We start from the raw sequence: 25247 nt of genomic DNA, 5'->3' as shown, positions 1-25247 counted from the left end.
CCGATGTCCTCCCCCTCGACGCACGCACGGAAGGTACCCGCCATGACCGCCGTCCTCGCGGAGAGCGTCGCCCGGGCGCTGTGCGACGACTGGGCCGAGCAGGCCGAGGCCTCGTCGCCGTCGGCCGCCCGCCACCCCGCCGGCACGGACACCCCGCTGCGCGAACTCTCGCACTGGGCCGCCACCCTGCGCCCGCAGGCCGTGCCGTGCCGGGTGCTCAAACTCGCCGCGAGCCAGGTGCTCTCGCAGATCGCCTCCATCCGGGCCGGGCTCCAGCACCCCCTGGGCCGCAAGCTGGTGGCCGCCTTCGGACACCCCATGCAGCGCGACCCCCGCCAGGCCGCCGGAGTCTTCGCGGCCCTCGGCTCCTGGCTCAACCTGGACGACACCGCGTACGCCGGCCATCTGTCGAACTCCACGGTCGCCGTCCCCCTCGCCTTCGCCTACGCCCGCCGCCTGGACGGCCTCTCCCTGCTCACCTCGGTGGTCGTGGCCAACGAGTGCGCGGCCCGCATCACCGCCTCCGCGACCCTCGGACCGCTGCGCGGCCAGAGCGCCGTGCACACCCATCTGGCCGGCGCGGTCGCCGGGCGGCTGCACGCCGACCGGGCCTCCGCGAGCCTGTACGAGAACGCCTTCGGACTGGCCTTCGCCATGCCCAACTGGCCCCTGATGCGCGCCTTCCTGGCCAGCGACGCCCGGCTGTTCAACACCTTCACCCCGGTGCGCACCGCGATGGACGCGTGCGACGCCGCGTACGCCGGACTGCGCGGCGCGCCCGACATCATGGAGCACAGCGACGGCTTCCTCGCCCGCTTCGCGACGGTGCCGCTGCCGCAGGCGGTGGCCAAGGGCCTCGGCCGGCGCTGGCACACCGACACGCTCTCCTTCAAGATGCATCCCGGCGGACCCGGCATCGACGCGGCCGTGGACTGCGCGCAGGAGATCCACCGCGAACTGGGCCCGCTGCGACCGCAGGACGTGGCCGAGGTCGTCGTGGAGGCGTCCCTGTACACCCTGTTCGCGGGACAGCGCGCCGCCGCTTACGTCACCGGCCCCGGCTCCCCGCTCGGCGCGCTGGTCCTTGACGTGCCCTACCCCGTCGCGACCACGCTCCTCACCGGCGAGTTCTCCGTCGACGACTTCTCCTCGCCCGCCGTCGACGACCTCGACCGCTGGGCGCTGGCCAAGCGGATCCGCCTTGAGCACGACACCGAGATGACCCGCGAACTCTTCCTGTCCGACGCCCCGTTCGGCGAGGCGGTACGGGAGGCGGGGGAGCTGGCGGTGCCCTGGCTGCGCGGCTTCGGCGGCGAGGAACTCGTGGACCTGGTCGGCGCGGTCCGTGCCGACGACCGCGACTTCTCCCGCTCCACCAAGGCGACCGGCGCCCGCGTCACCGTCCGCCTGACCGACGGCCGTACGATCTCCCGCACCCGCCTGATCCCCATCGGCGCCGCGGGCCCCGAGACCCGCCACTCCCACGCCGACCTGGTCCGCGAGAAGTTCCTCTCGGTGGGCGGCCCCCACGAGGTCGCCGACACGGTGGACCGCCTCCACCGGATGCGCCCTTCGGCGGTCCGCCGCTGGATAGAGACGGCGTTCCTGGACTGAGGGCGCCGCCGACCCCGGCCCCCCTACGCCCCCCAGACCGCCGGCCGCCGCAGCGTCGCCACGAACTTGTACCGCGACCCCCGGTACACGGACCGCACCCACTCCACCGGCGCCCCCTGCGCGTCCCGCGAGTGCCGGGACATCAGCAGCATCGGCAGGCCCACGTCCGTCGCCAGCAGCGCGGCCTCCCGCGGTGTCGACAGCGATGTCTCGATCGTCTCGTCCGCCGACGACAGCCGCACCCCGTACACCTCCGCCAGCGCGGTGTACAGCGAAGGACACGACGCCAGCACCCCCCGCAGCCCCGGGAACCGCCGTGCCGACAGATGCGTGGTCTCGATCGCCATCGGCTCCCCGCTGGCGAGCCGCAGCCGCTCGATCCGCAGCACCTTTTCCCCCGCGGCGACCCCCAGCAGCGCGGCCAGCCGCTCGTCCGCCGGAACCTCCCCGACATCGAGCACCTGCGAGGCCGGCGACAGCCCCTGCGCCCGCATGTCCTCGGTGTGCGAGGTGAGTTGCAGCGTCCGGTACAGCTTGGGCTGCGCGACGAACGTGCCCTTGCCCTGGATCCGGTCCAGCCGCCCCTCCCCGACCAGTTCCTGGAGCGCCTGCCGCACGGTGGTCCGCGACGTGTCGAACTGCTCGGCGAGCAACCGTTCCGCCGGCACCGCCGCACCGGGCTGGAGCGCCTCGGTCATGGCGAGCAGCCGCTGCTTGATGCGGTAGTACTTCGGCACGCGCGCGCCGCTGACGTCGGTGGTCATGCCTGCCTTCCGGCTGTGTCGATGGGCTCCCGTTATAGCGACCAAGTGCCCTATGGTCTAGTCCAACTGAACGGACCGGGCGAAAGGGACGGACCCGGTCGCGGGCGCGGACCCGAAGCGGACGAAAGCGCTCCGGTGACTTTCTCGTAACGGCCTCAACCCGGCTCCCGGACCACCCTTGACACCCCGAAAGGTCTAGGCCAAGCTCCACCGTACTGGTCTACACCATTAGTGGCCAGGTCCCGAGCCCTACGTGCAACAGCGTCGTACGCAGGTCACCGCCGAGGGCGTGGGGGGTTGAGTGGCATCCCTGAGGAGGGTGGCGTGAAGCGCAAGCTCGCTTCCGCGATCGTGATCGCGGGCATGATGGTCTCCGTTGCGGCGTGTGGCGGAAACGACGGCAATGACAGCAAGGACGCGGGTCCCAGCAGCTGGAAGGGCCAGACCCTGACGGTGTGGACCATGGACGGCTCCGCGCCGCCGCAGTGGTCCAAGGACGTGCAGGCCGCCTTCGAGAAGAAGACCGGCGCCAAGCTGAAGTTCGAGACCCAGAAGTGGGACGGGATCCAGCAGAAGATCACCACCGCTCTCTCGGAGGACACCCCGCCGGACGTCCTGGAGGTCGGCAACACCCAGACCCCGGCCTACGCGTCCACCGGCGGCCTCGCGGACCTCGGCGACCTCAAGCAGTCCATCGGCAGCGACTGGACCGCCTCGGTCTCCAAGTCGTCGGTCTACGACGGCAAGCAGTACGCGGCCCCCTGGTACTTCGCCAACCGCGTCGTCATCTACAACAAGAAGATCTGGGCGAAGGCCGGCATCACCTCCACGCCGAAGACCCGTGACGAGTTCCTCAAGGACCTCGACACCATCGGCAAGAAGACGGACGCCGAGCCGATCTACCTGCCCGGCCAGAACTGGTACTTCCTGGACGGCCTGATCGTCGGCCAGGGCGGCGACCTGGTGAAGAAGCAGGGCGACAAGTACGTCTCCAACCTCGGTGACCCGAAGGTCGCCGCGGCCATGGAGATCTACAAGAAGTACGCCGCCTACTCCAAGGCCCCCAAGGACAAGGACGAGGCCACCCCGCAGCAGGCCACCGTCTTCGCCAAGGGCAAGACCGGCGCCTTCATCGGCATGGGCTGGGAGGCGGCCACCGCCATCGCGGCCAACAAGTCCATCGAGAAGGACCTCGGCTACTTCACCATCCCCGGTGCCACCGCCGACAAGCCCGAGGGCGTCTTCCTCGGCGGCTCCAACCTCGCGGTCGCCCAGAACAGCAAGAAGCAGTCCCTGGCCAAGGAGTTCCTGAAGATCGCCCTGTCCGACCAGTACGAGGGCGAACTGGCCAAGCTCAGCGGCGTCATCCCGAACAAGACGTCCCTGGAGAGCAACCTCAAGGGCAACGCCGCCGCCGAGGCCGCGGCGCCGGGCGCCGCGGTGGGCGGCACCACCCCGCTGATCCCCGAGTGGGCCGCGGTGGAGAACACCCCGAACCCCATCAAGTCGTACATGACCGCCGTGCTGAACGGCAAGGCTCCGGCCGCCGCCGCCAAGGACGTCGAGGGCGAGATCAACCAGCGTCTGGCCCAGCAGAACTGACCCGCGCCGGGGGCGTCCCGGTGACGCCCCCGGCACACCTGCGCCGCCCGCGCCCCTCGGCGCCGGCGGGGCACACGATTTCGTACGGCCACGGAAGAGACGACGACTCATGTCAGTGCAGACCGAAGGCACGGACACGGCCGGGGGGCCCGCTGTCCGCAAGGGCCGGGCGCCGGCGCCGCCGCGCGGTGCGGACCGGGCCTCCCGGTCCCCGGCGGCCCGCCTTGCCGCCGCCCCCTATCTCCTCCTGCTGCCCGCGCTGGTGGCCACACTGGTCCTGCTGGGCTGGCCGCTGGTCAAGAACGGCATGCTGTCGTTCCAGAACCTCAACCCGCGGCAGCTCATCCAGCACCTCACCGAGTGGAACGGCTTCCACAACTACCAGCAGGTCCTGACCGGTTCGGACTTCTGGAAGGTCGTCGAACGCTCGGTCCTGTTCACCGCCGTCAACGTCGTCCTGATCATGCTGATCGGCACCCTGATCGGACTGCTGCTGGCCCGCCTCGGCAAGAAGATGCGCCTCACCCTGCTGGTGGGCCTCGTCCTCGCCTGGGCCATGCCCGTCATCGCCGCCACCACCGTCTACCAGTGGCTGTTCGCCCAGCGCTTCGGCGTCGTCAACTGGGTCCTGGACAAGCTGGGCTGGCACTCGATGGCCGACTACAACTGGATGGGCAGCCAGTTCTCCACCTTCTCGGTGATCGTCCTGCTCATCGTGTGGCAGTCGATCCCGTTCGTCGCGATCAACCTCTACGCCGCGACGACCACCATCCCCAAGGAGCTGTACGAGGCCGCCTCCCTGGACGGCGCCGGCGCCTGGCAGAGCTTCACCTCCGTGACCCTGCCCTTCCTGCGGCCCTTCCTCTACTCCACGACCTTCCTCGAAGTCATCTGGGTCTTCAAGGCGTTCCCGCAGGTCTTCGCCATGAACGAGGGCGGCCCCGACCGCCTCACCGAGACCCTGCCGATCTACGCCTACGTCGAGGGCGTCGGAAACCAGCACTTCGGGGTCGGCGCGGCGATCTCCTTCCTCACCATCCTGGTCCTGCTCGTCATCACCTCGTACTACCTGCGCATGGTGCTCAAGCAAGAGGAGGACGAGCTGTGAAGCGCTCGGTCTTCGGCCGTATCTGGCCCAACGCGACCGCCGTCGTCCTCTTCGTCGGCTTCGTGTTCCCCGTCTACTGGATGTTCGCCACGGCCTTCAAGCCGACCGGCGACATCATCACCGACAACCCGGTGTGGTTCCCGAGGCACTTCACCTTCAGCCACTTCGACCGCGCGGTGCACGCCGACCACTTCTGGACCCTGGTCGCCAACTCCGTGACCGTGACCCTCTGTTCGGTGCTGCTGTCGCTGCTCATCGCCCTGTTCGCCGCCTTCGCGCTCGCCCGGATGCGGTTCAAGGGGCGGCGCGGGTTCATCGTCACCTTCATGCTGGCGCAGATGGCCCCCTGGGAGGTCATGATCATCGCCATCTACATGATCGTGCGCGACGGCGACATGCTGAACAGCCTGGTCCCGCTCACCGTCTTCTACGCGATGATGGTGCTGCCCCTCACCGTCCTGACGCTGCGCGGCTACATCGCCGCCGTGCCGAAGGAGCTGGAGGAGTCGGCGATGGTCGACGGCTGCACCCGCCTCCAGGCCTTCCGCAAGGTGATCTTCCCGCTGCTCGCGCCCGGCCTCATGGCCACCTCGCTGTTCGGGTTCATCACCGCCTGGAACGAGTTCCCGCTGGTCCTGATCCTCAACAAGGACATCGAGAAGCAGACCCTGCCGCTGTGGCTGTCGCAGTTCCAGACCGCGTTCGGCGACGACTGGGGCGCCACCATGGCCGCCTCGTCCCTGTTCGCGCTGCCCATCCTGATCCTCTTCATCTTCCTGCAACGCAAGGCTGTCAGCGGTCTGACCGACGGCGCCGTGAAGGGATGACGTCCGATGACCACACTCGCCACCGGCCCAGACACCCTGACCCGCGACGCCCTCACGGTGCTGCAACCCGGCTTCGACGGCACCACCGCCCCCGACTGGGTGCGCCGCCGCCTCGGTGAGGGCCTCGCCTCCGTCGCCCTCTTCGGCCGCAACGTCGTCACCGAGGACCAAGTCACCTCCCTGACCGCCCAGTTGCACGCCGAGCGGGACGACCTCCTGGTCGCCATCGACGAGGAGAGCGGCGACGTCACCCGCCTCGATGTGCGCACCGGCTCGTCCTTCCCCGGCAACCACGCCCTCGGCGCCGTCGACGACCCCGATCTCACCCGCGCCGTCTCCCGCGAGCTGGGCCGCCGCCTGGCCGCCTGCGGCGTCAACTTCGACTGGGCGCCGTCCGCCGACGTCAACGCCAACGCCGACAACCCGGTCATCGGCGTCCGCTCCTTCGGCGCCGCCACCGACCTCGTCGCCCGGCACACCGCCGCCTGGGTCGAGGGCCTGCAGTCCACCGGCGTCGCCGCCTGCACCAAGCACTTCCCGGGCCACGGCGACACCAACATCGACTCCCACCACGCCGTACCCCGTATCGACGTCGACGCCGAGACCCTCTTCGCGCGCGAACTGCCCCCGTTCCGCGCGGCGATCGCCGCCGGCACCCGGGCCATCATGAGCGCGCACATCCTCGTCCCGGCCCTGGACCCCGACCGCCCCGGCACCCTCTCCCGCCGCATCCTCACCGAGCTGCTGCGCGAGGAACTCGGCTACCAGGGCCTGATCGTCACCGACGGCATGGAGATGCGCGCCATCTCCGGCACCTACGGCCTGGAACACGGCGTGGTCCTCGCCATCGCGGCCGGCGCCGACGCGATCTGCGTGGGCGGCGGACTGTGCGACGAGGGCACGGTGCTCGGCCTGCGGGACGCGCTCGTGGCCGCCGTACGCTCCGGCGAACTGCCCGAGGAACGGCTCGCCGACGCGGCCGCCCGGGTACGGGAGCTGGCCCGCTGGACGGCCGGCGCGCGCGGCGACGCGGCCCGCACCGAGCCTGCACCGGAGGTCGGCCTGACGGCCGCGCGCCGGGCACTGAGAGTGACCCGCGCCGGGGGCCCCGCGCCCGTCGACTCGCCCGTGTACGTCGCCCAGTTCAACCCCGAGCCCAACATCGCCGTCGGCGACCAGACCCCCTGGGGCGTCACCGACGAGCTGAGACGGCTGGTGCCCGGCAGCACGGACGGCTCCTTCACCGGCACGGACGCGGGCACCCTCGCCCTCGCCGCGGCAGGCGAGCGCCGGATCGTCGCCGTAGTCCGCGACGAACACCGCCACGACTGGATGCGCTCCGCCCTCGACACCCTCCTCGCCGCCCGCCCCGACACCGTTGTCGTGGAAATGGGCCTGCCCCAGGCGACGCCGAGAGGCTCCGTCCACATCGCCACGTACGGCGCCGCCCGCGTGTGCGGGATCGCGGCGGCGGAGGCGGTCGTGACGGGCTGAGCGGCCAGGACGAGGGGCCGGGGGGCCCGGTGTTCCGGCTGCCGTAGGTTCGGGGGGCCCACGGCAGCCGGAACGGGGCCGGGCGGGGGACGGCGCGGTGCGTGTACGGCGCGACGGGGGCTCGCGCGGACGAGGTGGGCCCGGGGGGCCTGCGATCGGGGCGGGCACGCGGGACCTGGAACGCGCCCGTGCCGGTCGCCGGAACGACCTTTTCCGCGCCGCCCCTGACCGGACCGCCCCGGCGGGCCCGCGCGGGGCCCCGGCCGTATCTGTCGATCACCCGGTGCCGCTCACCCCGACCAGCTGAAGCCTCACCGGCTCGACCACCCGAAGCGGGGTGGGCTCGGCCCAACCCGGCAGGGCCGAGCCCACCCACCCCGGCGAGCGTCCGCGCCCCGAAGTGGCGCGGGGCCGTTCTCGACATGCGGCTCCGCCGCGGGGCGCGACAAGCCACAACGCACCCGCACCCGCACCCATCCGCGCGCCGACCTCCCTCCCGCACCTATCCGCGCGCCGACCTCCCTCCCGCACCTATCCACGCGCCGGCCCCCCTCCCACACCTATCCGCGCGCCGGCCCCCCTTCCCGCACCCACCCCCGTGCCCCCCTGCACCCATCCGCGCACCGAACCCCCACCCACTCAAAGACTTCCTCGCCCCTTCGCGCCCCGGGCCCTTCACGCCCTGGCGCATGCCACCGGCACATGTCTCACCGCCACCCACATCCGTCACCCCGGAGTGCTCGCATGCAGACACCAGCCCCCTACCTCCACCGCGCGGCATCCGACCGCCCCTACTTCAGCGCCGACGGCGAGACCTACCTCGCCCCCACCCCCTTGCGCGACATCGAGAAGTCCCGCCCGCTGAGGGTGCTTTCGGAAGCGGACTTCGCGTTCTGGCAGACGTACGGCTATGTCGTCGTCCGCGAGGCCATCACCCCCGGCGAGGCCAAGCAACTCCTCGACTTCACCTGGGAGTTCCAGGGCCTGGACCCGGACCGCCCGGAAACCTGGTACGAGCAGCCGGAGTTCCGCTCCGAACTCGACCAGCACCTGTTCATCTACGGCTTCGTCGAGTCGTACCACCACCAGCTCCTGTGGGACAGCCGGCAGAACCAGCGGGTCTACGACGCCTTCGTGGACGTCTGGGACTGCGAAGAGCTGTGGGTCACCCTCGACCGCCTCAACCTCAACCCGCCCAACACCGGCACCCGTTCCCGCTCGCTGATCGAACCCACCACCGAGGGCTTCGACATCGATCTGCACTGGGACGTGGACACCACCCTCGCCGTGCTGCCCCAGCGCGTGCAGGGCATCATCGCGCTGAACGACACCCGCCCCGAACTCGGCGGCTTCCAGTGCGCCCCCGAACTCTTCCACCGCTTCGAGGAATGGCGCCTCGCCCAGCCACCCGGCCGCGACCCGATCCGCCCGAACGCCGACCGCACCGAGTTCCCCGTGGTCCGCCCCGACCTACAGGCCGGTGACCTGCTCATCTTCAACGGGCTGCTCGCGCACGGCGTCGCCCCCAACCGGTCGGAGCGCGGGGTCCGGGCCGTCCAGTACCTGTCGATGATGCCCGCCCTGGAGGAGCACACCACCCTGCGCGACTCCCGTGTGCACTCCTGGCGCACCCTGGCCACCCCCGACTGGAACGGCACCCTCCTCGGCGACGCCCGCCGCCCGGAGGCGGAGCGCTACGGAACGGCCGAACTCGACCCGCTGGGACGCAAGTTGCTGGGCCTCGACTCCTGGACCGGCGGAGGCGACACCGAGTGAAGCACCGCATCTGCCTCTGCCTGCCCACCAACCGCGCCTGCCCCGCGACGATCACCGCCCTGCACCAGGAGGCCGCCTACGCGGTCCGGCACTTCGACACGGACGTCCACCTCCTGATCCTGGACTCCGCCGACGCCCCCACCCGCGCCGACCACCTCCGGGCGATTGCCGCGCTCCCCGAGGTCGCCCAGGTGACCGTCCACCACATGGACGAGGACCAACAGCGCATCCGCCTCGGCCGGTTGATCGACTCCGCGGACCAGTCCTCCGGCCTCCTCGACCAGCTGCTCCCGCCCGCCGTCTCCTACGGCGCCTGCACCAACCGCGCCTTCCTGTTCGCCGCCTTGCTCGGCTGCCGTTCCGTGCACCGCAGGGACTCCGACAGCACCTACCAACTCCACGCCGGGCAACCGGTGTTCCCCATCCATCACGAGCTGCCCTGGCTGGGCCGCCCCGCCGCCGAGGCGACGGCCGCCGGACTGCACACCGACCTCGACCCGGCCCACGCCCACCGCCCGGTCTCCCTGGCCGGCGCCTCCTTCATCGGCGAACTCTCCGTGGACATAGCCGAGATACGCCGCCTCGACCCGGCCGTCTACCACGACGTGGTCAGCCTCTGGGCGCCCACCGACTGGCCCGAGGAGCGCAAACGGGACCTGGTCGCCGAGTCCTTCACGGGCGCGGGCACCGCCCCGTTCACCGGCGACCGCTCGACCCTCACCCTGGTCGACCCGATGCGCGTCGACATGTGCAACATCGCCTTCGACCGGGCCGTCTACGAACGCGTCCCGCTGCCGCCCGCCACGGACACCATCGGCAGCGACTACTTCCTGCTCCACCTGGTCCACGACGCCACACTGCCCGGCATCCTGCACAACCGGCACATCGAGAACTTCCACACCCCCGAACGCCGCAGCCCCACCGGCTTCCCCGCCTACCAGCGCCGCTTCGTGAAGTTCCTGCTGTCGATGCACTACTTCCAGCACGTCTACGACCACATGACCGCCACCGGCGCCGCCCTCCTGGACGACGACGGTCAGGTCCGCCCCGACCGGATCACCGCGTTCCTCCGCGAGAGCACCACCCTGGACCCGGCCGAGAACATCTGGCGCCTGGACCGCCTGGACACCTCGTACCGCAAACTGGGCGGCAGATACGCGGAGTTCGCCGAGCAACTGAGTGACGAACGCGCCCAGTTGCTGGCCGAGGCCGCCTCGGACATCACGGCCTACGCGGACCTGATCGACGCCTGGCCCGCACTGATCAAGGCGACCCGCACATGAACGCCGCCCCGAAGGAGCACGGGGAACCGTGCGCCCAGCCCCACCGAACCCGCACCCGCCCGACAACGTTGCCCGGCGTCCCCATGGCGGAACTCGCCGCCGCCACCACCGACCGCATCATCTACAACCTCACCGGCATCGAGCACCAGTACGACGCCCTCCGCGCCGAACTCCCCGCCACCGACATCCGCTTCGCCCTCAAGGCCTGCCCGGTCGACGACGTCCTCCACTGCCTGGCGGCCCGCGGCGCCGGCTTCGACGCCGCGAGCCCCGCCGAAATAGAGCAAGCCCTCCGCACCGGCGTGGACCCCGACCGCGTCCACTACGGCAACACCATCAAGTCCGACCACGACATCGCCGAGGCCCACCGCCAGGGCATCCGCACCTTCGCCACCGACAGCGTCGAGGACGTCACCGCCATCGCCCGGCACGCCCCCGGCGCCCGCGTGTTCTGCCGCCTCGCCACCAGCGGCGAGGGTGCCCTGTGGGGCCTGAACCGCAAGTTCGGCTGCGCCCCCGAGGACGCCGTACGCATCCTCGACACGGCCCGGTCGGCCGGCCTCACCCCCGCCGGTCTGTCCGTGCACGTCGGCTCCCAGCAGATGACCGCCGAGGGCTGGCAGGCCGCCCTCGACCTGCTCGCCGAGACCCTGACGGCGCTGGCCGGGCGGGCGATCGTACCGGATCACATCAACCTCGGCGGCGGACTGCCCGCGCTCGGCTACCGGGACCGCCACGGCAACCCCCTCGACCCGCCGCTGGACAAGATCTTCGCCGTGCTCCGCGAGGGCATGGACCGGCTGCGCGCCCTCGCCCCCGTCACCTTCGTCATGGAACCGGGCCGCCACCTGGTCGCCGACCACGGCGCCGTCCGCGCCCATGTCGCCCGCCTCACCCACCGCCGGGGGCCGGACGGCGCGGACGCGCACTGGCTCTACCTCAGCTGCGGCAAGTTCAACGGCCTCTACGAGATGGACCAGTTGACCCACCACATGGTCTTCCCCGGCCGGCCGGACACGGGGGAGGCGGGGGAGGCGGTACCGGCGGTCGTCGCGGGACCGACCTGCGACAGCGACGACGCCTACGGCGCCGGCCTGCACCCGGTCCGCATCCCCCGATCCCTCGCCTCCGGCGACCCGGTGTGGATCCTCTCCGCCGGTGCCTACGCCACGAGTTACACCACCGGCGGCTTCAACGGCTTCGGCCCGCTGCCCTGCGTCTGCGTACGCGCGCACAACTCCCCAGACCACGAACGGCCTTGAAATGAACGACCACATACGCATCCGGGAGATAGCGGCCCCCGACTGGCCCGCGCTCGCCGCCCTCGAACACGAGACGTACGCGCACCTCTGTCTCGCCGAGGGCGAGCACCTGCTGCGCTCCCGCGCCGCCGCCTCACCCACCACCTGCTTCGCCCTCACCGTGGACGGTCAACTGGCGGGCTACACCCTCACGTTGCCCTACCCCCGCCCGCACTGCCCCGACCCGACCCGCCCCGAACACACCCGCCACGACACCACCAACCTCCATCTCCACGACCTGGTCATCAGCGCCCCGCTGCGCCGCAGGGGGCTGGGCAGCCGCCTGGTCCGCCATGTCACCGAGACGGCACGGGAGCGCGGCTTCGAGACGGTCTCGCTGATCGCCGTGGCCGGCAAGGAGACCTTCTGGCGGGCGAACGGATACGCGTCGCACCCCGAGACCCCCGTCCCGTCGGCCTATGGCACCGACGCCCTCTACATGTCGGCCCGTCTGCCCCGCGAAGCGCTGAGGACGTCCTGATGCCCACCCCCTCCTTCTCCCGCGCGAAGTGGTCGATCGCGGCCCTGTTCTGCTTCCTCGGCTTCCAGTACGGCACCTGGGTCTCCCGCCTCCCCGCGCTGAAGACCCGCCTCGACCTGGGAGCCGGGGAAGTGGGTCTCCTCCTGATGGCCTGCGGCGCGGGCGCGGCGGCCGCGTTCCCGCTGGTCGCGGTACTGATGCGGCGCCTGGGCTCACGCACCCTGTCGCTCGCCTCGGCGCTGGCCCTGATCGTCGTACTGGCCGCGCTGTCCGTCGTACCGAACTACCCCCTGGCCCTCCTCGCGGTCTGCGCCGACGGAGTCGCCGTCGGCTGCCTCAACGTCGCGATGAACGCGCAGGGCGCCGCACTGGAGTCGTCGTACGACCGCACGGCCATGTCCCAACTCCACGCCACCTTCAGCGCGGGCCTGCTCACGGCGGCCCTCCTGACCTCCGGGGTCACCAGCCTGACGCAGTCCGTCCCGGCCCATTTCACCGTCGCCGGCGCGGTGTTGCTGGTGCTGTTGATCTGCGGCCGCCGCGGCCTGCTCCCCGACGCGCCCGCACCGGTGGAGACGGCGCCGACGGCGACGGAGAGACAGGGCACACGACGCTGGTCCCTCCCCTCCGGCCTGACCCTCCTCATGGGCGCCGCCATGACCTTCGGCACCATCACCGAGGGCGCGATGAACGACTGGTCGACCCTCTACCTCAAGGACACCGTCAAGGCGTCCTCGACGGTCGCCCCGCTGGGCATCGCCGTGGTCTCCGCGACGATGCTCCTGGCCCGCGCCTGCGCCGACCGCTGGCGCGACCGCTGGGGCGATGGCCCGGTGGTGCGCGCGGGCAGCGCGCTGGCCGCCGTCGGACTGGGGCTCGCGCTGCTGACCGGCGGTGTGCCCGCGACGCTCCTCGGCTTCGCCTGCGTCGGCCTCGGCGCGGCCGCCATCACCCCGTGCGTGTACGTCGCCGCCGCCGAACGGGGCTCCGACGCCCTGTCGTTGGTCGCCGCCATGGGCACCACGGGCCTGCTGGCCGGCCCCGCCCTGATCGGCTTCGTGGCAACGGCGGGGGGCCTCACCCTGGGCATGGCACTGGTCGCCGCCTCGGCCCTCGCGGTCACCGTCACCGCGATCTGGATCCCCTGGAACATCCGCTGCTCCCCGGAGCCCCAGCTGAGTACCTTGCCTCCGATGACCGACGACAACCGAGAAGGCAGCGCGGTGTAAATCTTGCCGCGTGGGAGAGTTCCGGCCCCATCGAGGCGGCATAAGCGCGGAATGGAGAATTCCGTACATATGCATCACGTGTCTCGTTTAGCGTGATCGCATGAGCGAACTTCGTTCCTTCTCGGTACCGGCCCTTCGGGATCTTGTGTCGGAGGAGGACTGGTTGGGGCTGACGCGGTATCCGTCCTGGACGTATTCGACAGACCGAACCGTGTTACGGCAGGGCGAGCGGGGAACTCATGTGCTCGCCCTGATCAGTGGACTGGTCAAAGTGGTCCGAACCGACCGGGACGGGCGGCAGCGACTGCTCGCCTTCCGTGGACCGGGGGAGATCCTGGGCGAGATGGCGCTGCAGCAGGGAGGGGTGCGACTGGCCGATGTACAGACGATGAGCAAATGCAAAGCATCCGTGATCCCCGCTGAAGATTTCCACCGTTTCGTGGACGAGCGCAGGCTTGCGTACACCTTGGCCGTGTTGGCGTCCCATCGGCTGAGGGAACAGGCCGAGATCTATGACGGCGCTGTGCACGAACGCCTCGCCGCGGCTCTGCTTCGCCTTGTCGAACTCTCCGGCGGCGTGCGGTCCTTTCCGCTGACCAGAGAAGAGATGGCCCAGCACATCGGAGTGGGGCGCAAGTCCGTCACCAAGGCGCTGCTGCAGCTGGGACCGGATCAAGTGAGGGTCGCCAAGAGCCGGATAAATGTGATCAATGTCGAAGACTTGAGGAAGACCCTCGCCGGCAGCACTGGCATGTGACGGCCGAGTGTCCCACGTCACGTTCCGTCTGTGCCTGCGGAACGGAGCGAATACGCGACCGCTGTGAAGCTCAAGACGCACGACCAACGCACGTACGGCGTCGTCGCCCGGCCTGTCTCGGCCGGGCGGCCTTCACAGAGGAGCGACATGCACGAGCACATCGGCGAATTGCCTCGGGGAACGGCCGGTTCGTACAGCCGCAGCCGCCCGCTGCCCCCGTACCGGGGCATCCTGGCCGTGGATGCCAAGGACTTCACGGGGCGACCGGCCATCGAGCACGAAGTCATCAGCCGTGTCGTACCCGAACTCCTCAGGACGGCGCTGATCAGGGCGGAACTGGGAGAACTCTGGAACGACCGCAAGTTCCCCGCCTCCACGGGCGACGGCTATGTACTCGGCTTCGACCCCTCGCTGATGCCCTTCGTGGTCCATCCTCTCCTGCTCACGCTGCAGGAGGTACTGACGGACCACAACATCCTGTCCCACGGGGTAACACCCATCAGACTCCGAGTCAGCCTGCACATCGGCCCGCTGCCCGACACCGGTGACGAGTTCAGCGGCAACGGCACGGCACGCAACGACACGCACCGCCTGCTCGATTCCCGCCCCGTGAAAGCTGTGCTCGCCTCGCACAAGGCGAACATCACGCATGTCGCGGCCATCCTCTCGGACCGCTGCTTTCAGGAGGCGGTCGCCAGCGGGTACACCGGCCGCCACCCCGATCACTTCGTGGAGGTGGCCGCCACGGTCGACGGCAAGCCGTTCTTCCAGCGGGCCTGGATCTACGTACCCCAGCCGTCCGGACCGCTGCACGAGGAGATTCCGCCCGGCGACGTCGCTCAGGAGCCGCCCCTGGAGAAGGCTGCCCCTCCGGTGGAGGTCGGCGAGCGAGAGAGCCGGCAGGTGCGGAACAGCGCCCCGAACGGAAACATCAACACGGGCACCGTCCACGGTGGGCAGAGCGTTTCCAACTCCCACGTCGCCGGGGATCACGTGACAGGCAACAAGGCCGGTCGTGTCCGTGGCTTCCAGGGGGACCAGGTCCGGGGCGACAAGTATCAGGGCCGGCAGTGACCGCGGATGCACAGGCGGCTCCCAAAGAGCCTGGACCTGGCACGTCGCCGGAGGACTCGTCCCAGAAGGAGGAGCTTCCCGCGGAGCCGGAGCACGACGTCTCCGAGTTGATCGATGCCATCGGCGGTGCGGCGGGCACCCGAGGCCCGGTCGTGTACGCGCCCTACGCGAATCTCAACGCCGGCTCTGTACACGGCGGTCAACGTGTGCACAACGGGCCCGTCGGCGAGGGTCGGGGGCGGCAAGCGGCCAGGGTGCGCGAGGGGCCGATCCCGAAGGCCGAAGTACAGGCGGCGGCCTTCGGGTTCGCGGAACCCGAATGGTTCGACAGCGCTCTGGAACAGCTGAGCCAGGGACTGCTCTTCCTTGCCGGGCGGCCGGGCTCCGGCCGCCGCACGGCGGCGCTCAATCTACTGCGTGCGAACTGTGGGCAGGACGCTCCGTTGCGTGCCCTGGACAGCGTCGCGGAGCTGGACCGCTGGCAACCCACCGACACTTCGGCCCGTGGCTACCTGATGGACGGACTGTTCCCGACCCGGCCGCTGGGGCCCGGTGTCCTGGGGCATGTGCGGTCGCTGCTGGAGCGAGCCGAGGCATGCATGGTCATCGTCCTGCCCGATGACGCGGCTCTGCTGCGTCGACTCGAACAGGACCTCCACGTCAGACCCACCGAGTGTGTACCGCCGCGGCCTGCCATGGTGTTCGCCAGTCACTTCGAAGCCGCTGTCCCGGGTCAACTCGAACGAGAACGCCTGCTTGCGGCGCTGGACCAGAACCATGGTCTGGGAGACCTGCTGGTACCCGAGTTGGTGCCGGCTGAAGTGGTCGAGCTGGTGGCGACCCTCGTGGCGGCGGACGGTGACCCGAGCGCGCTCGGTGATCTACAGGACCGGCTGAGTTACCGAGCCGAGCGGGAAGTCCCCGCATTCATCCAGGGGTTACGCGATGACCCTGACGCCTTGGCCTTCCTGCTGGCTGCCTGTGTCTTCGAGCGGCTGGACTACCGGATCCTCCGGGAGGAGGCGGACCGGTTGCTGAAGTTGTCGAACGGACGTCTGGCGGCCATGCTGCCGGCGACGGACGCCCAGGGAACCGAGAACGCGGAACGGCCCAATCCGGACTTCGTCTTCCGGCGCTCCCTGACGGAACTGCTGCACGCTGTCCGCGCCTCTCGGCAAACGCGCGAGATCCGCACCGGGGGCTCCTACGCGCACAGCGTGGAGCCGGTTGTGTTCGTCAGGCACCGGCAGGCCGAAGTGGTGCTCAGGCATGTGTGGCGTGAGTACGGGCAGTTGTCGGATCTCCTGGTCGAATGGCTGCGGGAGGTGAACCGCGCCGCTGAATTGACCTTGCCGGTAGGTCAGGTCATGGGCAGAGCGGCGAGTTGGGGCGGCGGCCGGCGGGCATTGCGGCACATCCAGGCTCTGGCCGAGTCCGAGCGTACGACCAGCCGCCTCATCGCGGCACACGCGCTGGGCATCGCGGCCGAGGATCCCGTACTGGTCGGGGAGGTGCGCTATCGCCTCCAGCGCTGGAGCCTGGCAGTCAGCTCCACCTTGAGAACCACGGTGGCGTACGCATGCGGTGCGGAGTTCGGGCTGGCGCGCCCGGACCTGGCACTCCAGCTCCTTCGCACCCTCATCTCAGGCGGACAGTTTCGCGCGGGAGAGGGGGAGGAGGACGAACGGGTGTTCATGGCGGTGCGCGCAGCGGCCCTGAACCTGTTCCAGGCCGGCAACGAGGAAAAGGTGTTCGGTCGGCTTCTTGAGTGGCTGAGCACCGAGGAATTCGACCAAGAGCCCTTGCTCGTGTTGTTCAGCCAGCTACTGAGATCCCCTTCGTGGTTCCAGCGGAAACTCGCCGAAGAGGCTCCTGAAGCCGGGCTGATCGCCGACACCGTTCGGCACGCACTGAACATGGACAGCTCGTTCGACTCCACCTGTTCCGACTTGCTGCGCTGGGCTGAATGGGGGCAATGGGACGAAATCCTGTTCCGGGCGGTGGAGAACTTGTTCACCGTCTTGGCCGGTTCCATGCAGTTCGGCGAATTCCGGCTGTTCGTGGAGATGGACGAGCGAGGCGGCGATGGCTGGGCGGGGCTGACAGTGGCACGGGCTGCGCTCAGCAGATGGCGCGAGGGCGATACCGGGAGACGGTCATGAACGACGAAGCAACCGAGCGGCTCTACCACAGGGCGTCCAAGCCGCCCTGGCGGGAGATCCTCAGTCATCGCTGGTCCGCCTCGAAGGATTGGTCCCTGGTGCTCAGAGACGGCACGGGAGACTATTTCCTCCTCGGCCGCCGTGGGGACCCCGAGGACATCGGCGCGTACGTGCCGGTGCCCGACGAAGCTGCCGCACCTGCTCTCGGCGGCACCTATACCGAGGCCTTCCGGGTGGATGGGACCGAGCACGTGGACACGCGGGCGGTCGGCCTTCCCACCGTGTACGGCACGGAGTCCGTGGATCTGTGGGTGTCGTGGTGGGTTCACGACCCTGTACGTGTCGTGCGTACGAGGACTGTGCACGGCTGGCATGTGGTCCGCACCCATCTCACGGCTTCCCTGCACCACTTGGCGGAGGCCCAGATGGTGGCCGGGAACGGGCTCGGCGCTCCCGAGATCATGCAGCATCTCGGCATGGCGCAACGTATGGAGGAGACGGGCCTGAGCTACCGGGTGTTCGATGTGCGGCTCCGGGAAAGCGGTGAGGAACTCCTCCTCGGCCAGGAGGAAGGCGAGGGTGTTCGCTATTCCTGGACTCCCAGCCGACGTGGAGAGTACGAGTTCTGTCTCCAGGCGCTGCACGCCGGCCCGGTGTCCTTGGCGGCGCTCTGGCTGCTCAGGCACCCCGACCAAGTGCGACAGGTGCTGGACTGGGCAGTCGATCACCCGACCCTGCTCAGTCCGCCGCGCACCGACTGGCAGGAGGAACTGGCTTCCTTGCTCGGGAAGCTGACCGACCAGGAACGCAAGGAGATCTCCTACATTCTGCGTGATCGCATCTCTGCGCTGGGTCGCCCGGTCCCCAGCGCGCCCCTCTGACGCCGGCAGTAAAATTCCAATCTCGAACGAATGGGCGGGTGTGCGTCTGCGGACAGCACGCCCGTCCATTCGCGTATGACACTCCGAGCACCATCTGAATGGCGATCCGACGCCCCGACTTCGGCTTCGCGAAGAAACCGAAGAACTCGCCGCTCCTCTTTCCCTGCCTCAGGTCCGCCAAGCGCTCTACGACCAGTCCACGAACTGTCCGTCCAACTACGGGACGTGGAACGCCAGGCGGGCGTCCGCCGCACGCTGAGACCCCCGGCGGCACCCGGCGGATAAATCCCGCCGGTACTCAACAGACATAGATCGAAAGGCGAGTTGTGATGCCCTCGCCCCCGACCAGAACGGCGGCAGCGGAGTCGGCCCGGTTCTGGAGTCCGAGGCCGCGGAATTCACCGCCGCCACCGCCGAACCCCCTACCTCTACGAGATTCCCGTAGAGGAGGGCCGCAAGGCGGTGGACGACGTGCAGTCCGGCGCCGTCGCGCTGCCGGACATCGACGAGGAGTGGGTGACCGTCGAGGGCGGCCCCACCGGCTCCGTACGGACGCGGATCGTGCGCCCGGCCGGACACCGGGGCCGCTGCCGGTGATCCTCTACATCCATGGCGCGGGCCGGGTGTTCGGCGATGCGCACACCCATGACCGCCTGGTGCGGGAGCTGGCCGTCGGGGCCCGTGCGGCGGTCGTCCTCCCCGAGGACAGCCGCTCGCCCGAGGCCCGCTACCCCGTGGCGATCGAGGAGAGCTACACGGTCGCCCAGTGGGTGGTCAGGGACGGCACCGCCAAGGGGCTGGACGCGGCGCGCGTCGCCGTCGCCGGTGACTCGGTCGGCGGCAACATGTCGGCGGCGCTCACCCTGCTGGCCAAGGAGCGGGGCGACTTCGAACTCGCCCTCCAGATCCTCTTCTACCCCGTCACCAACGCGGCCTTCGACACCCCGTCGTACCAGCTGTTCGCCGAGGGCTACTTCCTGCGCCGCGACGGCATGAAGTGGTTCTGGGACCAGTACACCACCGACGAGGCGGACCGGGCCGAGATCACCGCGTCCCCGCTGCGCGCGAGCATCGAGCAGCTCAGGGACCTGCCGCCGGCGGTCGTCATCACCGCGGAGGCCGACGTCCTGCGCGACGAGGGCGAGGCGTACGCCGCCCGCCTCCGCTCGGCCGGTGTGCCCGTCACCATGGTGCGCGTCCAGGGCGTCATCCACGACTTCGTGACGCTGAACGCCCTGCGCACCACCGAGGGGGCCGAGGCCGCGATCACCCTCGCGGTGAACGCACGGCGCAAGGCGCTGTACGCCGCCTGACGAAGCATCGTACGACTGCGCCTCTGCCCGTCCCTCCCGCCACTTCCCCCAGGAGCCCCCATGCCCGAGTTCGACCTCGACGCCGTCACCGCGGCGCCCAGCCCCGACCTCCTGACCCCCGGCAACTGTGTGTTCCTGGTCGTGGACCACCAGCCGCAGATGTTCTTCGGCACCGGCAGCGGGAACCGCACCGCCATCATCAACAGCACCGTCGGCCTGGCCAAGGCGGCCCGCCTCTTCGACGTACCGGCGATCATCACGACCGTCGCCGCCGAGTCGTTCTCCGGCCCGGCGCTGCCGCAACTCGTGGACGTCTTCCCGGACCACAAGCTGATCGACCGCACCCGCATGAACGCCTGGGAGGACCAGGCCCTGGTCGAGGCGGTGCGCGCCACCGGCCGCCGCAAGATCGTCATATCCGGCCTGTGGACCGAGGTGTGCCTGGTCCTGCCGGTGCTGTCGGCGCTCGGCCAGGGCTACAAGGTGTACGTCGTCGCCGACGCCTCGGGCGGCGTCACCCCCGCGGCCCATGAGCACGCCCTCCAGCGGATGACCCGGGCCGGCGCGGTCACCGTCACCTGGGTCCAGGTGCTGCTGGAACTCCAGCGGGACTGGGCCCGCACCGGCACGTACGACGGCGTGATGGACATCGTGAAGGCGCACGCCGGCGCTTACGGCATGGGCGTGGTGTACGCGAAGCACTTCCTGGGCGAGGGCGCCGCGGGCTGACGTACGCCCTCCCGAGCAGCTGGACCCCCGCATGCCGTCGCTCCGACGGCCAAGCAGCCCGACGGCCTAGATGCCCGACGGCCTAGATGCCGATGGGCAACTCCCTTGCGCGTTGGCGGGCTTGGGCCCTCAGCCCCTTGAGGCGGCTGTGGAACGCGTTGTGGCGGTTCTGCTCGAGATTCAGCGGCAGATCGAGCCGAGCGATGAACTCCGACTCCACGGTCCACGGCCTGGCATGCTCGATCCAGCACACCCGGCCGTTCTCCGCCATCCACTGGCTGAGTGTGGCTTCACCGGCCTTGCCGAACGTCATGCGCTTGCCGCTGCCTACGCGGCGCAGTTCAAGCCCGAGCAGGCAGCCGAGCGTGAGCCGCAGTGTCGAACCGGCCGCGTTGCCGCGGTAGTGGTACCGCACACGCTTGCGCAGGTTCTGTGTACTGGTCCGGTTCGCCATGTGCCGCGGAGCTATGCCGACGTAGAGCAGCTGCCCGGCAGCCAGGTCTGGGTGCGGCGCCTGCTTGAAGTGCCACCCGTAGACGCCGGCCGCCGCCGGAACAGGGCTCGGACGCAGCAAGACCTCCCGCGCCGACCACAGTCGGTCAGGACCAGTGAGAGCGGCAGCTTCCACAAACCCTCCAGTGCGCGACGGCCGTCAGTCGCAGACTACCGGGGCACTGGCTCGCAAAAGGCGGCGCGGATCGTTGCCGACGGAACGGCCTACCGCCGGTGACCGAGAGGCAGGCCGACGTACTTTCAGGGGCTTGGAACGGCGCTTGCGGGCACCACAGCCCAGCCGCCCCCAAGCAATCGGACAGCCACGTGTACGAGCCTGTACTCCCATCCGGTGTTCGGCGGTGTCGCTCCTCACCTGGAACGGTGACCGTGCCTCGCCAAGCACCCTGCCGCTTCCCGGAACCTGTGGCCTACCGACCGGCCCTCGTGTCCAACACGATTCCGGCGCGGCCCAACCGACCACAGCTGGCCACGACGGAGGGCCGTCGGCCGACTACGGATACGACGAGCGCGCCATCAACTGCCTGAAGCGCGGTCGACCACCGGCACGCCCGCTGATGTCCGAGGCGTCGAGTACTCTCCGGGAGAGGCACCGGGGGCCGCGCATTTGCAAGCCGTCAGGAGCGAGGAGCCAGCAGTGGTTCGGGGTAGGTTGACGTGGTGGCAGCTGTCGGATTTGCACTGGCCGGCTGATCCATCCACGGAGCTGAAGCGGTACATCGACAATCTGTTGCGGCACCTACACGAGTCCGTGGCCGCCTCGGGGCAACCTGACTTCGTCGTCTTCACCGGCGACATCGCGTACTCGGGCCAGTCGAAGGAGTACGACTCGGTCGGCGAGCACCTCATCGCGCCGCTGCGTGAACTGCTCGGTCACGACGTCCCGCTGCTCTTCGTCCCGGGCAACCACGACATGGACCGCGACGAAGCGCTGATCAAGCAGAGCCGCTTGGTCACCGACCTGGCAGACCCGGCCGCCGTCGACGCCTTTCTCGGCAACCCGCGCAATCGCGCTAACTTCGCCGACCCCTTCCGCAGTTACTCCGAGTTCGTGGCGCGGTGGGCCCCCGCCGGTACCGACGACGCCTACCGCTGGACCCACACCATCACCGCTGCGGGCCACAAGCTCACCGTTCTGGGCCTGAACTCGGCCTGGGCCGGCTTCTATCATGCGACGGACGACCCGACGGAGAGTGATCGCGGCCGGCTGCTGCTCTCCATAGACCAGACCCCGAAGCCTGCCGAGGACGCGGACTTCGCCCTCTTCGCCCAGCACCACCCCTTCGAGTGGCTGCACGAGGACGTCTGCGACCCGGCGGTGCAGAGTCTGCGCCGGAATTACCAGGTCGGCCTCTTCGGGCATGTCCACAGCCCGCGCGAGCTCGGTCAGCTCAGCTCGCCCCACTCCACCGTCCTCCGAATCCCCTCGATGCTGCTCTTCGGACGGCCGCACGGGGACGACTCCGCTCGCTATCCCCGTGGCTACAGCGTCGGCGACATCGACGTCGCGACCGGCGAGTGCCGCGTGCGGTACTTCAAGTACGACAGCGTCTACTCCGAGTCTTTCAAGGAGTTCACGGATGTCTACGCCGAGGAAGGGAAGCCTCCGACGGCCGTCCTCAAGTCACGCCGCTCCGGTGTGGAGTCGGTGGCGCGGACAAGGGCGCGCTCGCGGTTCGGTGACACGCTCCCGGAGATCGCCCGGTTGCGTGAGCGGATACCGGAGCTCATCGACTGCGACCGCGAGGTGCGGCACGGTCTCGACATGTTCCAGGCGTCCGTCGAGCTCGTCGACCGCTATGACGGGCTGGCGCCCTATCTCCTGGACGGATCCTCGTTCGCGTTCGCCTATGTCCTCGCCGAGCTGTCGATGGTCCGGGCCCGCGCGGTCGGCGGAGTCCAGGCGCAGGCCGACTTCAGCGTCGCCTCCCGGCTCAAGGAGGACGCGGCCCGGCTCGCTGGTGTCGTGCCGGCCGTCGTGCCCGACCTGGCAGTGCTACTCCGGGCGGTCGACCACGTCAGCGTGGCCGAGCCGAGTCGGATCCGAACCGTCGGCGACCTGCGAGGCGCCCCGGCCGCCAAGGCCTTCGTCTATCTCTGGGGCCTCGCCAGACTGGCCCAACTCCTCGACGATCCCAGTCTGATCGACGGCACCGGACCGACCGACCAGTGCCGCCGCAACGTGCTCTCCGTGCGTGAGGCCCCGAACGGCGGCGACGCGCTCGTATTCGACCTCGCGGCCACCGAGCGCCGTACCTTCCACCTGGCCTCCGAGGCCCTGCACTCCGTCCGCCGCTACTTCACCGAGCTGGACGACCTCTGGCGCAAGTGGCAGCTGATCCACCCGCTGCTTCGGTTCGAGCTCGACACGCCCAACTGGGTGGACCGGAGCCTGAATCACCACGAAATCCGGGTCGACCCGCGCCCGGTGACGGAAATCTTGATGGGCCGGGCTCTCTACGGCGACCGCGAGCACGTCTGGCTGCGGGAGCTCATCCAGAACGCCGTGGACGCAACGGCCATGCGTGCGAAGAGTGGTGAGGTCGACTACATCCCCGCCGTCCATGTCGAGCGGCGGAGCGAACACGTCGTGGTCATCCGTGACAACGGCATCGGGATGACTTACCAGCAGGTGGTGAACCAGCTCTCGGTGCTCGGGCGTTCAGGCTGGCGGAGCTCCGCAGAGGCTCAGCAGCCCGCCGACATACCGGCGTTCTTCGGTCGCTTCGGGATCGGATTCGCCTCCGTCTTCAGTGCCGCCGCGGCGGTGGACGTCCGCACCCGCACTTCGGGCAGCCGCCCCGTCGACGGTGTCCTCGTCCAGTTCACCGCCCCCGACCGGCCGTTCTACACGGATTTCACGACCTGTGACATCGGCACCGAGATCACCGTCACACTCACCGAGCCGATCAAGGCATCGCAGTTCAAAGCCGCGCTACAGGACCTCTTCGCCTACCTGCCGGACTTTCTGCATGTCTCGCCCGCGCCGGGCATTCCGAGCTCCCTGGCCACGTTCTCAGCCGTCGGACGACACAGCGGCGCGCTCTCCGGCTGGAATGTTCTCGCCCGCGAGGGCCGTGTCCAGCTTGGGGCTCACGAGGTCGGCTTCAAAGTGGAGCTCCTTTATGACCCCCAGCCACACCGCCGTAAGAGCGGACGTGATGCGAAAACGCCCAAATTTGGTGACCTCGGATACACCTCGGTGACGTTCTCCGCCGATGGCGTTCGCATCAGTGAGCACAAAGGACTGCGCCTCAGCACAGAGGGCGACAGCTATCCCGGGTACACCGCGACCAAGGCCGACCTGAATCTCAGCGGTGTCTACCTGACCATCGACTTCGCCCGCGACCATGCGCCGGTGCTGGCGTCCCGCAATGAACTCGGTTCGGCCGAGGAGCTTCAGGACGAGATCGAGCAGCTCATCACCAAAGAGCTCGTCGAGCTCGTTCCCGATCTGGTTCGAGCGGCGGTCGCCGGTGCCCGACGGCCGCAGGACCGGCACCGCGCGATCGTCCAGACCCTCACGGATGCTTTCTATCGCGGGCCCGTTTCCACGTGGGAACATACATTCCATCACATCCCCGAGATCAGTCAGGCCTGTACCCAGGCGTACCTCGCGAACTGCCCGGTATTGGTCGAATCGGCCGACGGTACTGAACGCTACTCGCTGCTGTCCGAAGTCGACCCCCAGATCTGCTCGATCGTCGTGGCAAAGGGACTTACGGAGAACCCGATCTTCCCCGCCTTCGTGCGCGCCGAGGAGATCGACGAGTGGCTGGTCTCGATGAGCAATGCCGAGCGCGTCCTGGTCAAACAGGCCTGGCCGCACGACACTTCGTTGAAGATCGTCTCCTCGACCTCGCACCTCACCGAGAACTTTCAGGCCGTCCTGCCCGAATCCCGGAGCGGCAGTCTGTGGCGGCTCCTTCGTTCGGATTTCGCGCTCTCCGAGAGCACGGCGTTCGGGCCGTCCCTCTCCCTTCCGCTGCCCCGGTTGCGCGGCGCGAGGTCGGTCACCCGGGTCCAGGGCATCGAGCGCCGTCGCGCCGAGACCTCGACGACCGAGCGGCCCCGTGTGTTCCTCAACTCCGCCCATACGGTCATCCAGGCGCTGGAGGCGGTGGTGAGCCGCAGCGATCGTGAGCCCTCGACCGATCGGGCGGTCACCGCGATCCTGGACAGCCTCTGCGAACAGGTCATCGACGAGACCCGCATCACGGTGAGGCGGAGCCGGTGGCGGATGATTCAGGAGGAGTTGGCGAGACTCACCGGCGGTGACTTCACCCACCTGGCGGTCGACGACCTCTGAGTGCTGGCGGGACACCGCTCAGCGCCTCAC

The 25247-nt window shown here is 69.5% G+C and carries 18 protein-coding genes and 1 pseudogene; 17 read left to right on the top strand and 2 right to left on the bottom strand.

The window, feature by feature from the left end; all coding sequences use genetic code 11:
• The first annotated feature begins 42 nt into the window (after positions 1 to 42).
• Positions 43 to 1614 (top strand): MmgE/PrpD family protein, encoded by a 1572-nt coding sequence (locus AB0N90_RS24155; protein ID WP_365199800.1) that lies wholly within the window; start codon positions 43 to 45, stop codon positions 1612 to 1614.
• Between the two features lie 23 nt (positions 1615 to 1637).
• On the opposite strand, the gene AB0N90_RS24150 is transcribed toward AB0N90_RS24155, so the two are convergent.
• Positions 1638 to 2378: a GntR family transcriptional regulator gene (locus AB0N90_RS24150; protein ID WP_365199797.1), complete on the bottom strand. Its 741-nt coding sequence runs from the start codon at positions 2376 to 2378 to the stop codon at positions 1638 to 1640.
• A 324-nt stretch (positions 2379 to 2702) separates the two neighbouring features.
• Between AB0N90_RS24150 and AB0N90_RS24145 the strand changes: the two genes are divergently transcribed.
• The 15 genes and pseudogenes from AB0N90_RS24145 to AB0N90_RS24075 all read left to right on the top strand — a co-directional run bounded on the left by AB0N90_RS24145 (position 2703) and on the right by AB0N90_RS24075 (position 20395).
• Positions 2703 to 3980, top strand: a complete 1278-nt coding sequence (locus AB0N90_RS24145; protein ID WP_365199794.1) for an extracellular solute-binding protein — start codon at positions 2703 to 2705, stop codon at positions 3978 to 3980.
• A gap of 109 nt (positions 3981 to 4089) precedes the next feature.
• Positions 4090 to 5088, top strand: a complete 999-nt coding sequence (locus AB0N90_RS24140) for a sugar ABC transporter permease (RefSeq protein ID WP_086811701.1) — start codon at positions 4090 to 4092, stop codon at positions 5086 to 5088.
• On the top strand, positions 5085 to 5915 hold the full coding sequence (locus AB0N90_RS24135) for a carbohydrate ABC transporter permease (protein WP_365199790.1): 831 nt from the start codon (positions 5085 to 5087) through the stop codon (positions 5913 to 5915). Before AB0N90_RS24140 ends, AB0N90_RS24135 begins: the two co-directional genes overlap by 4 nt.
• Before the next feature lie 6 nt (positions 5916 to 5921).
• Complete coding sequence (locus AB0N90_RS24130; protein ID WP_365199787.1) at positions 5922 to 7409, top strand: glycoside hydrolase family 3 N-terminal domain-containing protein; 1488 nt, start codon at positions 5922 to 5924, stop codon at positions 7407 to 7409.
• 744 nt (positions 7410 to 8153) lie between these two features.
• Positions 8154 to 9185: a phytanoyl-CoA dioxygenase family protein gene (locus AB0N90_RS24125; RefSeq protein ID WP_365199784.1), complete on the top strand. Its 1032-nt coding sequence runs from the start codon at positions 8154 to 8156 to the stop codon at positions 9183 to 9185.
• Positions 9182 to 10468 carry a DUF6271 family protein gene (locus AB0N90_RS24120; protein WP_365199781.1) on the top strand — a complete coding sequence of 429 codons (1287 nt, stop codon included), beginning with the start codon at positions 9182 to 9184 and terminating at the stop codon, positions 10466 to 10468. The genes AB0N90_RS24125 and AB0N90_RS24120 overlap by 4 nt, the downstream gene beginning before the upstream one ends.
• 83 nt (positions 10469 to 10551) lie before the next feature.
• On the top strand, positions 10552 to 11730 hold the full coding sequence (locus AB0N90_RS24115; protein WP_365199778.1) for a type III PLP-dependent enzyme: 1179 nt from the start codon (positions 10552 to 10554) through the stop codon (positions 11728 to 11730).
• A 1-nt stretch (position 11731) separates the two neighbouring features.
• Positions 11732 to 12250, top strand: a complete 519-nt coding sequence (locus tag AB0N90_RS24110; protein ID WP_365199775.1) for a GNAT family N-acetyltransferase — start codon at positions 11732 to 11734, stop codon at positions 12248 to 12250.
• Entirely contained in the window at positions 12250 to 13479 is a 1230-nt protein-coding gene (locus AB0N90_RS24105) for an MFS transporter (protein ID WP_365199773.1), read from the top strand. Before AB0N90_RS24110 ends, AB0N90_RS24105 begins: the two co-directional genes overlap by 1 nt.
• Positions 13480 to 13579: 100 nt before the next feature.
• Positions 13580 to 14236 (top strand): Crp/Fnr family transcriptional regulator, encoded by a 657-nt coding sequence (locus AB0N90_RS24100; RefSeq protein ID WP_365199770.1) that lies wholly within the window; start codon positions 13580 to 13582, stop codon positions 14234 to 14236.
• A 147-nt stretch (positions 14237 to 14383) separates the two neighbouring features.
• Positions 14384 to 15310, top strand: a complete 927-nt coding sequence (locus tag AB0N90_RS24095) for a hypothetical protein (protein ID WP_365199768.1) — start codon at positions 14384 to 14386, stop codon at positions 15308 to 15310.
• Positions 15311 to 15417: 107 nt separating this feature from the next.
• Positions 15418 to 17472 (top strand): hypothetical protein, encoded by a 2055-nt coding sequence (locus tag AB0N90_RS24090; protein WP_365199765.1) that lies wholly within the window; start codon positions 15418 to 15420, stop codon positions 17470 to 17472.
• Positions 17469 to 18353, top strand: a complete 885-nt coding sequence (locus tag AB0N90_RS24085) for a hypothetical protein (protein WP_365199763.1) — start codon at positions 17469 to 17471, stop codon at positions 18351 to 18353. The genes AB0N90_RS24090 and AB0N90_RS24085 overlap by 4 nt, the downstream gene beginning before the upstream one ends.
• 376 nt (positions 18354 to 18729) lie before the next feature.
• Positions 18730 to 19666, top strand: a pseudogene (locus AB0N90_RS24080) (alpha/beta hydrolase).
• A 60-nt stretch (positions 19667 to 19726) separates the two neighbouring features.
• Entirely contained in the window at positions 19727 to 20395 is a 669-nt protein-coding gene (locus tag AB0N90_RS24075; RefSeq protein ID WP_365199760.1) for a hydrolase, read from the top strand.
• An 82-nt stretch (positions 20396 to 20477) separates the two neighbouring features.
• On the opposite strand, the gene AB0N90_RS24070 is transcribed toward AB0N90_RS24075, so the two are convergent.
• Positions 20478 to 20969, bottom strand: a complete 492-nt coding sequence (locus AB0N90_RS24070; protein WP_365199757.1) for a GIY-YIG nuclease family protein — start codon at positions 20967 to 20969, stop codon at positions 20478 to 20480.
• Positions 20970 to 21560: 591 nt separating this feature from the next.
• On the opposite strand from AB0N90_RS24070, the gene AB0N90_RS24065 reads away from it, so the two are divergent.
• Positions 21561 to 25217, top strand: a complete 3657-nt coding sequence (locus AB0N90_RS24065) for a metallophosphoesterase (RefSeq protein ID WP_365199754.1) — start codon at positions 21561 to 21563, stop codon at positions 25215 to 25217.
• Positions 25218 to 25247 lie beyond the last annotated feature (30 nt).

The sequence above is a fragment of the Streptomyces sp. NPDC093018 genome (genome assembly GCF_040684035.1).
Classification (GTDB): Bacteria; Actinomycetota; Actinomycetes; order Streptomycetales; family Streptomycetaceae; genus Streptomyces; species Streptomyces murinus.
The sequence above is the reverse complement of the archived record's forward strand: the minus strand, read 5'-3'. Positions and strand labels throughout refer to the sequence as shown.